Below are 14,554 nucleotides of genomic sequence, written 5' to 3'. Positions count from 1 at the left end.
GCGCACGCGGTGCCCTCGTCACGCTTTCAACCGGTCACAGCCTCAAGCATCGAAACAGCTGCGCGAGCGCAGTGTTGGCGGATTGCGCGCGCCGTTCGACGATTTCGGCCGCGGCGGCGTAGTTGCGCGCCAGGATCTGGAGCGCGCGGCGGGCATCCGGCAGCGTGGATTGCTCCGCCATCTCCAGGCACTGATGCTCGAAATATCTGAGCTCCTCAAGTTCGGTCATTGGCGAATCGTCCGATCGGGTCCTGCATTTTCGAACTCAGTGCGCCAGCGCCCTAGTGAAAGTTTGGCAAGTTTGTTGCGGGGGCCGCGCAATCTGGTCGGAGTGTTTCTGGACGCAGGATTTGATGATCACCGCTCCGTAACCGATGCGAGGGTGAGCCGCGCGGATCGACAAGCGCATGCAATCGTCTCACAATGCGGCGGGCTCGCTTGGCGAGCCTCGGAGCACACGCGGTTGGTGCGGTATCGAATTGGCTTTGTTGGACCGATGAGGAAACGCGATTGGGCTTTCGTGGCGGCCTGTGTGGCAGGCGCGCTGCTCTTTGGCGTCTGGAGTTTCCAGATGGGTATCGCGTTTCATCGATCCCAGCACGCCGCGACCGACCTCTCCAGTTCGCACCGGCGGAGCCAGGACGGCGCGTCCGCGCACAGCCCGGCCCGGCCGAAGGCGGATGATGGCGATCAGGCCGGGCAGCCGCGATAGACGCCACGATCGCGTTCGTCACCGCCACATCGCGTCGGACTAGGCCCAAGCCAAGCCTGCCATGCCGGCGGCGCCATCGTCATCTGTCTTCGCATGCATCAGCCGCTTGCGGCGCGGACCGTCCTTGGCACGACGGTGACGAACGCCAAACCTGTGCAGCGCCATCGGCACATGCTGCATCACGCCGCGGACGAGACCGATAGCCTGTCTGACGACCGCCACAACCGTCGCAACCCGGGTAAAGAAGCCGATCAGGAAGATCATCGAGAAGATGTCGATATAGGCCAGCACATCGCCGACCAGCATCAGCTCGGGAGGAAGCGGAATCCGGTGCCAATAGGCGCCGATCACGATCGCAACCGGGATCAGCGCGATCAGCTTCCGCAACGTCAGCCGATCGAGCAAGGCGGCGAGCTCAACGACCAGGATCTGCCACAGCCAATCGCCAAGCGCGGCCGGCTTGTCGATCGTCCAAGTTTGCCACAAACGCTGCCACATCGCCGCTCCGCCCCCCTTGCGCGCAATACCGGCGCGCTACGGCTTCGACGACGCCTCGCTGCCGCTGCCCTCGTCTGCGGCGCCCTGCGCATCAGCCGGGTCGGCCGATGGAAAGATGCGCTCATAGTTCGCACGCGCCTCGCGGATCAGACGCGCACGCTCGCGTTCGGACTTCGAGATGAACCTGATGATCTCGCCCATATTCGCTCCAAGGCAGAAATGATGATCCGACCGTCAGCTATGCAACCATCGTGCCCGACGGTCGCATGCCCGACCTCCTCGCGCCGCTCAGCGGAACGCCCGCGGCGCCATCCGCTGCTGGCTGAAGGCAACGCGCGGATTGATGCCGCAATAGGCGTCGCGGCCCGACGCGGATGCCTGGCACTGCTGATAGGTCTGGTAGCCGCAATAGCCGGGATATCCCTCCTGCCGGCCCTGGATGCACCAGGGATACTCGTAGGGATCGGCCGCCGCAGGCGACGCGGAACCGACAATCCAGCTCGTTCCGAGCGCCGCGAACGCCAGAATTGCCCAATTCGTCCTGCGCATGATCGTGTTTCCTTGCTCAATCGGCTCCCAGCCGCTGATCTAGGTACGGCGGCAGGATCTGCGAGGTTTCCGGGCACCGCCTCAAGAAGCTGTGACGATGGCTCAAAGCCCGGTCGCGGCACGGTGAGGACCGGCTGACGGGTCATCGGCCCCCGCGGCCTCCAGACCCGCTGCCCGCCGGGCCATCCCAGCGCATGTAGTTAACCGGCGCCTAATCGCAGATGCCCGGTTGAAATGTACGACTTAAGCGCGCCGCAAGGCGGCTGCCCTAGTCTCCCGCGCGGCTCAATGGACGACGACACCCGGAGAGGGCTCGTCGCACGGGGGATAATCATGCGCAGCGCGCTCATTGCTTCAATGATCCTGTCACTTGCGGCCGGCCCGGCCGTTGCCGGACCACGAATGTCGGGGCCGTCCGAGGCGGCACCAAGCAGCGTCGAGAAATATCGCGGCTACGTCTTCGATCTCTCCGAGAACGCCGACCGCAAGGACGTTACCAGCATCGCTGACATGGTCCGCCGCCAGCTCGACGTCGTGGAAACCGCGGGCTTCAGCCCGAAGGTGTTGCAGTTCTTCCATCGCGTGCCGATCGTTGCGAGCGAGATGGCGTGTCTCGACGAAGGCGCGGCAGCGGCCTGCTATGGCTTGACGCCGCCGGAATGGGACCGCGGCACGACGCGCGACGTCACCATCTGGGATCACGACAAGCAGCAATGGACCAATTCGGATCCGCTCGCGCTTGCGCTCGATTCCGGCATCGGCATCATCAGGCTGCGTCCGAACATGATGCGTTACGCGAAGGAGCCGGTGCTGCTGCACGAGTTCCTTCACGCCTATCACGTCCGGCTGATGCCGAACGGCTATGAGAACAAGGGCATCAAGGGCTTCCTCAGCCAGGCCAAGTCGAAGGAGTTGTTCGCCAAGGAGGCCTACGCGTTGAAGAACCAGCAGGAGTTCTTCGCGGTGACGGCGAGCATCTTCCTGGCCGGCAAGGATTCCGAGCACGAACCCTATACGCGCGCCACGCTGAAGGAGAAGATGCCGGACTACTACAAGTTCCTCGTCGGCCTGTTCGGCGCCGATCCCGACGAAACCGGCGTCACGCCGGTCGCATCGGCCAACTGAGCCCGGAATCCCACAAAAAAACGAGGCCCGGTGTGCCTAGGAGACCGGGCCTCGTTTCTGATGTCCCCCGCCTCGTGGCGGATCAGGTCTTGTCGTTACGCGACCTTGTCCGCGCGATCCATCCCGGATGATTACGGGGTCAGGCGCGCGCCGGCCTCACTTGCTGTAGCTGTAGAACCCCTGCCCGGTCTTGCGGCCGAGATGACCGGCATCGACCATCTCCTTCAGCAGCGGCGCCGGCCGGTACTTGGGGTCGTTGAAGCCGGTGTAGAACACCTCCATCACCGACAGCATCGTGTCGAGCCCGATCAGATCGGCGAGCGCGAGCGGGCCGATCGGATGGTTGCAGCCGAGCTTCATGCCGGCATCGATCTCCTCGGCGGTGGCAATGCCTTCCTGCAGCGCGAAGATCGCCTCGTTGATCATCGGGCACAGGATGCGGTTCACTGCAAAGCCGGGACTGTTCTTCGCCGTGATCGCCACCTTGCCGACCCGCTTGGCGAAGGCTTCGGCCTTGGCGACGGTGTCGTCCGAGGTCTGCAGACCCCGGATCAATTCGAGCAGCGCCATCACCGGCACCGGATTGAAGAAATGCATCCCGATGAAGCGGTCGGGACGATCGGTCGAGGCCGCAAGGCGGGTGATCGAGATCGACGAGGTGTTGGTTGCGACCAGCGCGCTCGGCTTCAGTCCCGCACAGAGATCCTTCAGGATCTTGATCTTCAGCTCCTCGTTCTCGGTCGCGGCTTCGATCACCAGATCGCAGGCGGCGAGCTTGGCCTTTTCGGTGGTCGCGTTGATGCGCCCGAGCGTCGCGTCGCGATCGGCCGCGGTCATCTTCTCCTTGGCGACCAGCCGATCGAGACTGCTCCCGACCGTCTTCAGGCCGCGCTGGACCGCCGCGTCGGAGATATCCACCATGGTCACGCCGAGGCCTGCCGCCGCGCAGATCTGCGCGATGCCGTTGCCCATGGTCCCGGCGCCGATAATGCCAACCGTCTCAATCATTGCGTTCGTCCCTCGTCGCTTGCGCGGCCGCGTGGCCGCATCATCAAAAACGGCGGACCGGAGGGGGTCCGCGGATGGCGCATGAATAGCAGTCCGGCCGCACGGCCGATACAGCGGAAGCCGGTAATCCGGTGGGGTCTATTCCGGGCGCGGCGGGACAGGCCGCCGTGGCGGAACGGCCGGCCGCGGTGGCAACTGGGTGCGCGGTGGTTCGGCCGCGCGCGACGGTTCGAGCACGCGGTTAAATCGGACGATCCACCAGGCCAGCCGCCCGTAGCTGCGGCGCAGCGCCGATCCAAATCCCTCGTCGATGTCCTGGTCACGATCCATACCCCTATCAATAACGTGCATCCTTGAAGGAACGGTGAGCGCCATCACGTGCTGCACCGGCAATCGTTAGGAAGCTGGCAACTATTTCGCGCGAGCCTCGGTTGACGGCGTGGGCGCCGTAATCTCCCGGATTGCGTGCGAGAGACATTGCGCCGCAGCATCGCCATGCCGGTGCGACTCGCATTTTGTTGATCGAATTTTCCGCGGCGCGCCGCGACACAAGGACATTAGACGACGAGGGCTACGCCCATGCTTGCTGAAAAATTCTTTTTGGTGCTCGAGACATTGCTCAACGGCCAGACCCATTCCGACGGAAGCCCCCGCGTGGTGAGCACCGCGCCCCACATCCCGGTCGAGCTTCCGCGCGAAGGCCAGCCGAAACGCAGCCCCCGCTAGGCCGCTTGCTGGCGGCAGGTGGTCGCCAAGGCCGAGCTGGAGTCGCCGCGGCCACGTTGCTGCGGAATGCTGATCGCGACGTTTGCCTCCGCCAGTTGGCCCGTCGTGACGCACGAAGCCATTTGGCCGGAGCGGCTCCTCCGCTCGTGATCCAGCTCATAGTTGGTGAAGCCGAGCCACGCTACACCGCTCCCGCAACGACGTGGTGCCGCCGTGGACGATAAGACCGACAGCAAGACCGATTTCGCAAGCATCGCCGTCGCAATCTGCGTCGCCGCCTACATCGCGATCATGCTGGCCTATCTCGCCCAATACGATCTCGGACTGACCGCCGCGCGGACGCGTCATCTCTCGATGCTCGCAGCGCTGTTCCTCGCGCTGCCGGTCGCGCTGGATTTGCTGCGCACCGGGCCCAGCGACGCTCGCTGACGCGGACACGAACACGCCTGCAGCCTTCGATCTCCCCTGCCGCAAACGCGCCTGCGCAACATTGCGCTAGGTGAAGCGACGCGAATCAGCGTTACTTTGCAACTGATCGTTTCGTGGGATTTGGCGGCATGACCCAGCCCGACGTGTTTGATCAGAAGGTTCTGGATCAGAACATTCGCGAACTGCAGGAATGGCTGCGCAAGGCCTGGCAGCAACTCGCGGACCCCTCACTCACCGCCTTCTCCCGCCGCGAATTGCGCAACCAGATGAAGCAATGCAACGCGGATTTGCGCGTGCAACTGCAAGCCGCCTCCAAACGCATGCTGATGCAGCCCGCCTCGTCGGGCAGGAGGTTCGCCAAGCCGGCGCTGCGGATCCTCGCCTAGGACATGATGCCAGCGCGCCAAAATGCCGCGATCTCTTGCCGCATGCTGGCCATACGCACCCTCTGCTTGTGCAGCAACGCCCGACAAGGCACAGCAAAACCGCTCCGGTATGCCTATATTGGGCGTCGTGTAGCGGCCAACTCCGCCAATGTTTAGGGACTCCCGTGTTATATCTGGAACTTGCGATCGTGGCGGTCTTGATCGTCGTCAACGGTCTGTTGTCGATGTCGGAGCTCGCGATCGTCTCCTCGCGTCCGGGGCGTCTTGCGGCGCTGGTCGAACGAGGCGTCAGCGGTTCGCGCCGCGCCCTTGCACTGGCCTCCGATCCAGGCAAGTTCCTCTCCACGGTGCAGATCGGCATCACGCTGATCGGCGTGCTGTCGGGCGCCTTCTCGGGCGCAACGCTTGGCCAGCGTCTGACCCAATGGCTGCTTGAGCTCGGCGTGTCCGCAAGCATCGCGGACGCGGTCGGCGTCGGCCTCGTCGTCGGCGTGATCACCTATGCCTCGCTGATCGTCGGCGAGCTGGTGCCGAAGCAGATCGCCTTGCGCGATCCCGAGTCGATCGCGGTCAAGGTCGCTCCGGCCATGACCATGATGGCGCGGCTGTCGCTGCCGCTGGTGTGGCTGCTCGACCGTTCAGGCAAGCTGCTGCTGTGGGTGCTCGGCCATCGCGAGGATGCACAGGACCGCGTCAGCGAGGACGAGATCAAGACGCTGGTGGTGGAGGCCGAGAACGCCGGTGTGCTCGAGCCCGGCGAAAAGGAGATGATCGCCGGCGTGATGCGGCTCGGCGATCTGCCGGTCGGCGCAGTGATGACGCCGCGCCACGAGGTCAGCCTGATCGACCTCGCCGCCCCTGCGGCCGAGATCCTGGCGACGCTGCAAAAGAGCAGTCACTCGCGCTGCGTGGTGTTCGACGGCAACCGCGACCATGCCCTCGGCATCGTGCAGGCCAAAGACGTGCTCGACGTCTACCTCGCGGGCCAGACGCCCGACATACGCGCGCTGACGCGCGATGCGCCGATCATTCCGGAGACCGTCGATGCCCGCGACGTGGTCGCGATCCTGCGCGACTCCAGAGTGCATATCGGCCTCGTCCACGACGAGTACGGCACCTTCCAGGGCGTCGTCACCAGCGCCGATATCCTCGAGGCCATCGTCGGCGCCTTCCACACCGAGGAAGGCCCGGCCGAGCCTGCCTATGTCCGGCGCGCCGACGGCTCCTATCTGATCTCGGGCTGGATGCCGGCGCTGGAATTCAGCGAGCTGCTCGGCATCACGCTGCCATCGCCGCGGCCCTACCAGACCGCGGCCGGCTTCCTGCTGCATGAATTCGGCGCGATCCCCGATGTCGGCGCGAAAACCGCCGCGCAGGGCTGGGAATTCGAGATCGTCGACCTCGACGGCCGGCGCATCGACAAGGTTTTGGCCAGCAAGCAGCCGGCGGCCTGACATTTGCCACCCGGCCGTCCTGTTGATAAGCGGCAAGACAGCGAAACAGGCCGCCGCGGTGTGCTATCGGCATAGCGGCGGCCCGAGCAATCCCCGAGTAAACCCCACGGAATAGATCCCCATGCGCATTACCCTTGTCGGTTCCCGCCATTTCGGCGTGACGACCCTGAACATGCTGCGCGAACACCACGTCACGCTGGTCAGGGTGGTCGTCCATGACGGCGAGGACCGGCTCGCGGCAGCAGCCAGGGCGGCCGGCATCGAAGTCGTTGTCCAGGCCGATCCCAAGCTGGTGACGGCCGCCGAGATCGCGCCGGACACCGACCTGATCGTGACCGCCCACAGCCACGCCCGGGTCAGCAGGGAGGCGCTTGCCGCGTCCAGGCTCGGCGGCATCGGATACCATCCGTCACTGCTGCCGCGCCACCGCGGCATCGCGGCGGTGGAATGGACCATCAAGGAAGGCGATCCGATCGCCGGCGGCAGCATCTATCACCTCGCCGACCGCATGGACGCCGGCGCCATCGCCGCGCAGGACTGGGTGTTCGTCAAGAAAGGCGAGACCGCCCGCGAGCTGTGGGAGCGCGCGCTGGCGCCGCTCGGTTTGCGTCTGCTCGCCCAGGTCATCGACTATGGTAAGGTCAACGGCTCGCTGCCGGCCAAGGTCCAGGATGAGCAGTTTGCGACCAAGGCGCCGAATCTGAGCCCTGGCAAACACTAACCCGAGCTAGGGTACATGAATACCTCGTTCGAAAAAGCCATGCTCGGATTTTCCGTTCCTGATCCGGAACCGAATTCACCATGATGTGTTTGGGTTCACAGGAACATTTGGGGCTCCCGCGACGCAGCAAATTTTGAACACATTGTGACAGGATAAGCCGCGTCATCACACGAAATTACAGGGATTTGATTCATGCGTTCGATCCGCATTCGCGACCTGATTTTGGTCACTTCGGTCGCCTCGGCTGCCGCCCTCACCGCTGCTCCCGTGTCCGCTCAGCAGCCTTATGACGGGCTTTGGAACGTCACCGTCGTCACCAAGACCGGCAGCTGCGAACCATCGCAGAGCTCGACCGTGACCGTCGCTGAAGGAAAGATCTCGGCACAGGGCGCGGCGATCTCCGGCACCGTCGGCAGCGGGGGACTTGTGCGAGTCTCGATCAATGGTGCATATGCGAACGGACAACTCAGTGGCAACTCCGGATCGGGGAAGTGGAATGGGGCATCAGCTGGCGTACCCTGCAGCGGCCGATGGGAAGCATCCCGTCAGTAAGATCACCAGCCTAGCAAGTTTCTTTGCCATCGCGCGGCGGCCAGCATTTGCAGCCGCCGCGTTTTTCGTGACCGCACTCTCGAGCACCACGGGCCATGCCCAGTCCGGCCCGTTCGCCGGCATGGCGGGCACCTGGTCGGGCGCCGGCTCGGTTACGCTGGACGACGGCTCCAGCGAGCGCATCCGCTGCCGGGCGACGTATCACGTCGGCGGGCCCCGGATGACCATGAGCCTCACCTGCGCAAGCGACGCCTACAAGTTCAACCTGGCGGCCGATGTGCAGGCCGAAGGCAGCGCGGTCAGCGGCAATTGGAGCGAGTCCAGCCGCAATGTCAGCGGCTCGTTGCAGGGTCGCGGCGGCGGCGGCAACTTCCAGGTCGTTGCCAGCGCTCCCGGCTTCAACGCCGATATCTCGATGCGCACCAGCGGCAACAAGCAGGCGGTCACGATCAGGGCCGACAGCCAGTTCCGCGGCGCCAGCATCACGCTGTCGAAGTAATCGATCCGCGCTCCAACGTGGAAAGCCCTCGGGTCATCCCCGAGGGCTTTTTGTTTACGCCCCAGCGGTGCTATGCCGCAGGCACGAATGCCGTGACCTCGATCTCGACCTTGGCGCGCTGATCGACCAGCCCGTCGATATAGAGCAAGGTGGACGGCGGGAAATTGCGCCCGAGCGTCTCCTTCCACGCCGCGCCGATACCGGCGCCCGCGGCCTCATATTCGCTGCGGCTGGTCAGGTACCAGGTCAGGCGGACGATGTGCTCGGGGCCAGCGCCGGCTTCGTTCAACAGCTTGATGATGCGCTTCAACGCGGTGCCGACCTGGGCGGCCATCTCGGGGGCGTAGTCGCCCTTCTCGTCGCCGCCGGTCTGCCCCGCCAGCACGATCCACTTGCCGGGCGCGTCGAACGCGACACCGTGCGAGAAGCCGCGGGGTTTCGACCATTCGGCCGGTTGCAAGACGCGCATGAGCAGATCCTCCTTTTTGGCGTTCGTCATTCCGGGATGGCTCGCAGAGCCAGACCCGGAATCTCGAGATCCCGGGTTCGCCCGTTTCACGTGCGCCCCGGGATGACAGCGTAGTCGATGCTGCTTAGCAGAGATCGCGTGGGTGACGCATCACCGCGCAGACGGAATTGCGCGTTGCAAATTCATGGCAGCTCGCCGATACCGGGCACCCCTCCTCCGCCGTTCCCCGTCATGGATCGCACGCCCTCAAAGACCCGCGCAGCATTGTGGATGTCCGGCTGGCTCGCGCTGATGCTGATCGTTGCGGTGGCCGGCCGCGAGGCGACGCGCGAGGTCAACGTCATCCAGCTGATGGCCGTGCGCGGCGTGCTCGGCTTCGCGATGCTCTATCCGCTGATCCACATGAATGGCGGGTTTGCGATCGTGAAGACGGCACGGGTGCACGTCCATATCGTGCGCAACCTGATCCATTTCTGCGCGCAGCTCGGCTGGTTCTTTGCGCTGACATTGATCCCGATCGGCCAGGTGGTCGCGATCGAGTTCACGATGCCGATCTGGACCGCGATCCTCGCGGCGAGCTTTCTCGGCGAGTGGATGACGCGGTGGAAGATCGTCGCGATGGTGCTTGGCCTGGTCGGCGTGTTCGTGATCGTGCGGCCGGCGGCCGGCGCGATCAATCCGGGCCAGCTGATCGCGCTCGCCGCGGCGGTCGGCTTCGGCATCTCGGTCGCCGTGGTCAAGTCGCTGACGCGGACCGAGCAGACGCTGACGATCATGTTCTGGATGCTGGTGGTGCAATCGCTCGCGAGCATCGGGCCTGCGCTCTATGTCTGGACCTGGCCGCCGCTCTCGACCTGGGGCTGGCTCGCCGTGATCGCGTTCTGCGGCACGTTCTCGCACTATTGCATGGCACGCGCCCTGCTCCACGCCGACGCGACTGTCGTGATCCCGATGGATTTCGTCCGCGTGCCGCTGACGGCGATCGCCGGTTGGCTGATCTATGCCGAAAGGCTCGATGTTTACACGGTGCTCGGCGCGGCCATGATCCTGGCCGGCAACCTCATGAACCTGAAACCGACCGCAAGGAAGCCGGCGCGCGCGAGGTGACGCTCGCGTCGCGCCGCAGCCAGCGCGGCCGCGCCCGCCAGAGCCCGGGGATCGTCCCGGGCCTCCCGGTTTCGAAAGGTGTTACTTTCCGGCGGCCTTGCGCAGCGCCGCGTTGATGCGGTCCTGCCAGCCGGGGCCGCCCTCCTGGAAATACTCCAGCACGTCCTGATCGATCCGCAGCGTGACCTGCTCGCGGACGCCGGGGACAGCGACGGTCTTTGGCACCGCGTCCGCGACCTTGGTGGTGGCGCGCTTGAACGCCGCCTCGGCTTCGCTGCGGGCATCGTTCAGGGTTCGCGGTCGCCTCGGCTGGTCAGCCATATGCTGGATTCCTGTGTCTCAGATTCCTTCAAACAGTACCGTAGAGAGATAGCGCTCCGAGAATGACGGCACAATCGCCAGAATGGTTTTGCCGGCCGCTTCCGGCCGCTTGCCGATCTGCAAGGCGGCAGCGATCGCGGCACCCGACGAGATACCGCCGGGGATGCCTTCGTTGCGCGCCAGCTCGCGCGCGGTCTCGATCGCGGTCGCGCTATTGACCTTGACGATCTCGTCGATCACGGAGCGGTCGAGGATGTCAGGGATAAAGCCCGCGCCGATGCCCTGGATCTTGTGCGGCGTGTGCTGGCCGCCCGACAGCACCGGGCTCTCTTCCGGCTCCACCGCGACGACACGCAATGATGGCTTGCGCGGCTTCAGCACCTGGCCAACGCCCGTGATGGTGCCGCCGGTGCCAACGCCGGCGACGAAGTAATCGATGTTGCCGCTGGTGTCGTTCCAGATCTCCTCGGCGGTGGTGCGGCGATGGATCTCGGGATTGGCGAGGTTCTTGAACTGCTGCGGCATGACAGCGTTGGGCGTCGTGCGCACCAATTCCTCCGCGGTCGCGATCGAGCCCTTCATGCCCTGCGCGGCCGGGGTCAGCACAATCTCCGCGCCGAGAAAGGCCAGCATCCGCCGCCGCTCGATCGACATCGATTCCGGCATGACGAGCTTGAGCCGATAGCCGCGCGAGGCCGCGACATAGGCAAGCGCAATCCCGGTGTTGCCCGAGGTCGGCTCGATCAGCACGGTGTCGGCGTTGATGATGCCGGCCTTCTCCATCGCCACGATCATCGCCGCGCCGATGCGGTCTTTCACGCTGGCTGCCGGATTGAAGTATTCGAGCTTGGCGAGGATCGTCGCGTTGACGCCAGCCGCCTGCGGCAATCTGCGCAGCCGCACGATCGGCGTAGAGCCGATCGCATCGACGATGGAGTCAAAGACGCGGCCGCGTCCGGGTTGCACTGCACTCGTTGTCGACGGCGCGTCCATCAAGCGGCTCCTGTAGCGGATGTGCTGGGAATATGCGGTCTTGTCTCATTAGAAGCAGCGCACCATGGCGCGCAAGTGAGAAACCGCCGCAACGCGAATTCGTTGCATCGCAAAATAGAACCTGCGCAAATAACGTAAAACCTACGCATTTGTGTTGCGACAAGGTCAAACAAATGGGTTTATATACTTTCGTCAGGTGCAGCTCAGAACGCAAAGGAGGTCACATGCCAGCTCTCGCTGAAGTTCTGTCGACCACAGCGTCCAGGCCCGATCCGCGCGGCTGCGATTTGCCGACCTGTCCGGTGTGTGCGGACTCCATGGTGGCGGCGGAAGCCTCCGCGTACCTGTTCGACAATTTGATCAGTTATCTCTGGACCTGCGACAACTGCGGTTACGGGTTCGTTACCAAACACGCGGTGAAACCGATCGTGTGCAACTGATCACACAGCTCATCTTGGAGCGATGTCACCGCGCGCCCAACCGGCGCGCGTTTTCGTTCTGAAGTCCTCGAACGTGCCGTTCGCCACCGCATCGCGGATGCCCTGCATCAGCTGCTGGTAGTAGGCGACGTTGATTTCGGACAGCAGCATTGCCCCAAGTGTTTCGCCTGATCGAACCAGGTGATGCAGATAGGCACGCGAATAGCCGCTCGCCGCCGGCCACGGGCTCTCTTCATCGAGCGGGCGCGGATCGTCGACGTGCCGGGCGTTGCGCAAATTGATCTGCCCGAAGCGGGTGAACGCCATGCCGTGGCGTCCGTTCCGTGTCGGCATCACACAGTCGAACATGTCGACGCCGCGCGCTACCGCCTCGAGGATGTCCTCCGGCGTGCCGACGCCCATCAGATAACGCGGCCGATCGACCGGGAGCGCCGGCGCGGACTCCTCGATCATCGCCAGCATCACCGCCTGCGGCTCGCCGACCGCGAGGCCTCCGATCGCGTAACCGTGAAAGCCGATGTCGGTCAGCCCGCGTGCGCTGGCGTGCCGCAAATCCGGGACGTCGCCGCCCTGTACGATGCCGAACAGCATGTAGCCGTCCGGCGCCGCCTCGAACGCGCGCTTGGAGCGTTCGGCCCAGCGCAGCGACAACTGCATCGCGCGCTCGATGTCGGCGCGCTCCGCCGGCAACCGCACGCATTCGTCCATCTGCATGGCGATGTCGGAGCCGAGCAGCCGCTGCACCTCGATCGAGCGCTCCGGCGACAGTTCGACCTTGGTGCCGTCGATATGCGAGCGGAAGGTCACCGCCTTCTCGGTCACCTTGCGCAGCTCCGACAGCGACATCACCTGGAAGCCGCCGGAATCCGTCAACATCGGGCCGCCCCAGCCGGTGAAGCGCTGCAGGCCGCCAAGTCCGGCAATGCGCTCGGCGCCCGGGCGCAGCATCAGGTGATAGGTGTTGCCGAGCACGATATCGGCGCCCGCATCGCGCACCTCGCGCCAATGCATGCCCTTCATCGCGCCCGCGGTGCCGACCGGCATGAAGGCGGGCGTCCGCACGAGGCCGTGCGGCGTGGTCAGGCGCCCGGTGCGGGCGGCGCCGTCGGTCGCCAGCAGCTCGAAATGATTGGGAAGAGTCATGCGGCTGCTTATTGCGTGTCGCCGGTGCCCGATCAACCCGTCGGATAGCGGCCCTCGCGCGACTTCGTGAACGTGGACAACCGGCTGGACGCTTGCCTTGCATCATCAGTCCCGTTAAATAAAACGAAACCGTGTCGTTTTATGACGACAATCTGGCAACCGGCTTCCCGCAGCGACGTCGATCCGCGAACGTGACTGGCAGAGATGGTCTTACCCCCTAGCGTCCAGCGCGCCGGCGCCGGTCTTCGGATGACGGATGCCCGCGCGATCCGGCAAGCGATCCTGCTGTGCGGCCTCGCCTTGGCGCTTTCGGCCTGCAGCTCGTTGCCGCGGATGTCCTACACGGCCGCCGACGCCGCCAATTCGCGGGTGCTCGACCTCGATGGGCTGCGCCGCTATGCCGACGAGCCGGCGTCAAAATTCAAGTTCGAGAAGCGCAGCGTCGCCCCAATCACGAGCTACCTCGCCCTCTCCGGCGGCGGTGCCGACGGCGCCTATGGCGTGGGCGTCCTCAACGGCTGGACCGCGGCCGGCAACCGCCCGGCCTTTTCGGTCGTCTCCGGCGTCAGCACCGGCGGACTGATTGCGCCCTTTGCCTTCCTTGGCCCGCGCTACGACGACACGCTGAAGGAGGTCTACACTTCGGGCATCGCGGAAAGCCTGCTGCAGGACCCCAGCCTGATGCGGGTGCTGTTCGGCTCCGGGCTGTTCGGCAACAAGCGGCTGCGCGAACTGGTGGCGCGTTACGTCGGTCCGGACATCCTGAGCGAGGTGGCGCGCGAAAACGCCAAGGGCCGAAAGCTCCTGATCGTCACCACCGATCTCGACACCCAGCGCACGGTGATCTGGGACATGGGGCGAATCTCCGCTGTCGGAACGCCCGAGGCGCTGCAGCTGTTTCGCGACGTGATGGCCGCCTCCGCCAGCATCCCGCTGGTGTTTCCGCCGATCATGATCGACGCCGAAGGCCAGGGCCGCCGCTTCCAGGAGATGCATGTCGACGGCGGCGTGACCGCGCCGGTGCTGACATTGCCGGATGCGCTGCTGTTCCGCGAGCGCGGCTGGCCCGCCAACAGCCGCATGAACATCTACATCCTCGTCAACAAGAAGCTCGAGGGCAACTTCGAGCTGGTCTCGAACTCGACGATCGAGGTCGCCTCCCGCAGCATTTCCGCGATCACGCAGGCGCAGACACGCTCCGTGATCCTCTCGACCTATGACTTCGCCCGGCGCAACCGGCTGGGTTTCCATCTGTCCTACATCGAGCGCGACTATCCGGCTCCGGAATCGCAGGGCTTCGACACCGCCTATATGCGCGCGCTGTACCAGTACGGATACGACAAGGCCGCCGCTGGGCAGGCCTGGACTGCGACGCCCCCTTAAGCGGCCTGCTCCTGGTACCGCCGAATGGACGAATCCGCA

At 64.8% G+C, this 14,554-nt stretch carries 21 protein-coding genes; 11 read left to right on the top strand and 10 right to left on the bottom strand.

The window, feature by feature from the left end:
* Positions 1-34: 34 nt before the first annotated feature.
* The 4 genes from ACVIHF_RS14810 to ACVIHF_RS14795 all read right to left on the bottom strand — a co-directional run bounded on the left by ACVIHF_RS14810 (position 35) and on the right by ACVIHF_RS14795 (position 1,759).
* Positions 35-229, bottom strand: coding sequence for a hypothetical protein (locus tag ACVIHF_RS14810; RefSeq protein WP_016846119.1), 195 nt, complete (start codon positions 227-229; stop codon positions 35-37).
* A 522-nt stretch (positions 230-751) separates the two neighbouring features.
* Entirely contained in the window at positions 752-1,210 is a 459-nt protein-coding gene (locus ACVIHF_RS14805; protein WP_456780585.1) for a hypothetical protein, read from the bottom strand.
* Positions 1,211-1,246: 36 nt separating this feature from the next.
* Positions 1,247-1,411: a hypothetical protein gene (locus ACVIHF_RS14800; RefSeq protein WP_016846117.1), complete on the bottom strand. Its 165-nt coding sequence runs from the start codon at positions 1,409-1,411 to the stop codon at positions 1,247-1,249.
* Positions 1,412-1,498: 87 nt separating this feature from the next.
* Positions 1,499-1,759 carry a DUF3551 domain-containing protein gene (locus ACVIHF_RS14795; RefSeq protein WP_028340725.1) on the bottom strand — a complete coding sequence of 87 codons (261 nt, stop codon included), beginning with the start codon at positions 1,757-1,759 and terminating at the stop codon, positions 1,499-1,501.
* 333 nt (positions 1,760-2,092) lie between these two features.
* Between ACVIHF_RS14795 and ACVIHF_RS14790 the strand changes: the two genes are divergently transcribed.
* A complete protein-coding gene (locus tag ACVIHF_RS14790) occupies positions 2,093-2,884 on the top strand; it encodes a hypothetical protein (protein WP_456780586.1) in 792 nt (263 codons plus the stop codon).
* 156 nt (positions 2,885-3,040) lie between these two features.
* Here the strand turns inward: ACVIHF_RS14790 and ACVIHF_RS14785 are convergent, their stop codons facing one another.
* Together ACVIHF_RS14785 and ACVIHF_RS14780 are read right to left on the bottom strand one after the other, a co-directional pair.
* The gene (locus tag ACVIHF_RS14785) at positions 3,041-3,892 is read right to left on the bottom strand and encodes a 3-hydroxybutyryl-CoA dehydrogenase (RefSeq protein ID WP_456780587.1); all 852 of its coding nucleotides are present in this window, start codon (positions 3,890-3,892) and stop codon (positions 3,041-3,043) included.
* Between the two features lie 138 nt (positions 3,893-4,030).
* A complete protein-coding gene (locus ACVIHF_RS14780) occupies positions 4,031-4,222 on the bottom strand; it encodes a hypothetical protein (RefSeq protein WP_310879275.1) in 192 nt (63 codons plus the stop codon).
* Between the two features lie 249 nt (positions 4,223-4,471).
* On the opposite strand from ACVIHF_RS14780, the gene ACVIHF_RS14775 reads away from it, so the two are divergent.
* The 7 genes from ACVIHF_RS14775 to ACVIHF_RS14745 all read left to right on the top strand — a co-directional run bounded on the left by ACVIHF_RS14775 (position 4,472) and on the right by ACVIHF_RS14745 (position 8,659).
* Entirely contained in the window at positions 4,472-4,618 is a 147-nt protein-coding gene (locus ACVIHF_RS14775) for a hypothetical protein (RefSeq protein ID WP_176936926.1), read from the top strand.
* A 213-nt stretch (positions 4,619-4,831) separates the two neighbouring features.
* Complete coding sequence (locus tag ACVIHF_RS14770) at positions 4,832-5,047, top strand: hypothetical protein (protein ID WP_456780588.1); 216 nt, start codon at positions 4,832-4,834, stop codon at positions 5,045-5,047.
* A 128-nt stretch (positions 5,048-5,175) separates the two neighbouring features.
* Entirely contained in the window at positions 5,176-5,433 is a 258-nt protein-coding gene (locus ACVIHF_RS14765; protein ID WP_057018491.1) for a hypothetical protein, read from the top strand.
* Between the two features lie 164 nt (positions 5,434-5,597).
* On the top strand, positions 5,598-6,887 hold the full coding sequence (locus tag ACVIHF_RS14760) for a hemolysin family protein (RefSeq protein ID WP_028332081.1): 1,290 nt from the start codon (positions 5,598-5,600) through the stop codon (positions 6,885-6,887).
* A 121-nt stretch (positions 6,888-7,008) separates the two neighbouring features.
* On the top strand, positions 7,009-7,608 hold the full coding sequence (locus ACVIHF_RS14755; protein ID WP_018271570.1) for a formyltransferase family protein: 600 nt from the start codon (positions 7,009-7,011) through the stop codon (positions 7,606-7,608).
* 192 nt (positions 7,609-7,800) lie between these two features.
* Complete coding sequence (locus ACVIHF_RS14750; RefSeq protein WP_076828571.1) at positions 7,801-8,160, top strand: hypothetical protein; 360 nt, start codon at positions 7,801-7,803, stop codon at positions 8,158-8,160.
* Positions 8,161-8,281: 121 nt separating this feature from the next.
* The gene (locus tag ACVIHF_RS14745; RefSeq protein WP_256559005.1) at positions 8,282-8,659 is read left to right on the top strand and encodes a hypothetical protein; all 378 of its coding nucleotides are present in this window, start codon (positions 8,282-8,284) and stop codon (positions 8,657-8,659) included.
* Between the two features lie 70 nt (positions 8,660-8,729).
* Here the strand turns inward: ACVIHF_RS14745 and ACVIHF_RS14740 are convergent, their stop codons facing one another.
* A complete protein-coding gene (locus tag ACVIHF_RS14740) occupies positions 8,730-9,128 on the bottom strand; it encodes a RidA family protein (protein WP_057018605.1) in 399 nt (132 codons plus the stop codon).
* A 231-nt stretch (positions 9,129-9,359) separates the two neighbouring features.
* Between ACVIHF_RS14740 and ACVIHF_RS14735 the strand changes: the two genes are divergently transcribed.
* Positions 9,360-10,235 (top strand): DMT family transporter, encoded by an 876-nt coding sequence (locus ACVIHF_RS14735; protein ID WP_456780589.1) that lies wholly within the window; start codon positions 9,360-9,362, stop codon positions 10,233-10,235.
* Between the two features lie 81 nt (positions 10,236-10,316).
* Here the strand turns inward: ACVIHF_RS14735 and ACVIHF_RS14730 are convergent, their stop codons facing one another.
* Complete coding sequence (locus ACVIHF_RS14730) at positions 10,317-10,556, bottom strand: BrnA antitoxin family protein (protein ID WP_050400483.1); 240 nt, start codon at positions 10,554-10,556, stop codon at positions 10,317-10,319.
* A gap of 18 nt (positions 10,557-10,574) precedes the next feature.
* The gene (cysK, locus tag ACVIHF_RS14725) at positions 10,575-11,549 is read right to left on the bottom strand and encodes a cysteine synthase A (protein ID WP_456780590.1); all 975 of its coding nucleotides are present in this window, start codon (positions 11,547-11,549) and stop codon (positions 10,575-10,577) included.
* 224 nt (positions 11,550-11,773) lie between these two features.
* On the opposite strand from cysK, the gene ACVIHF_RS14720 reads away from it, so the two are divergent.
* Complete coding sequence (locus tag ACVIHF_RS14720) at positions 11,774-11,989, top strand: hypothetical protein (RefSeq protein ID WP_028332087.1); 216 nt, start codon at positions 11,774-11,776, stop codon at positions 11,987-11,989.
* Positions 11,990-11,998: 9 nt separating this feature from the next.
* Here the strand turns inward: ACVIHF_RS14720 and tgt are convergent, their stop codons facing one another.
* Complete coding sequence (tgt, locus tag ACVIHF_RS14715) at positions 11,999-13,132, bottom strand: tRNA guanosine(34) transglycosylase Tgt (RefSeq protein ID WP_456780591.1); 1,134 nt, start codon at positions 13,130-13,132, stop codon at positions 11,999-12,001.
* A 249-nt stretch (positions 13,133-13,381) separates the two neighbouring features.
* On the opposite strand from tgt, the gene ACVIHF_RS14710 reads away from it, so the two are divergent.
* On the top strand, positions 13,382-14,515 hold the full coding sequence (locus ACVIHF_RS14710; RefSeq protein ID WP_456781915.1) for a patatin-like phospholipase family protein: 1,134 nt from the start codon (positions 13,382-13,384) through the stop codon (positions 14,513-14,515).
* Positions 14,516-14,554: the final 39 nt, after the last annotated feature.

The sequence above is a fragment of the Bradyrhizobium sp. USDA 4506 genome (genome assembly GCF_054058795.1).
Note: the sequence above shows the minus strand (reverse complement) of the source record. Positions and strands in the feature narration are given on the sequence as shown.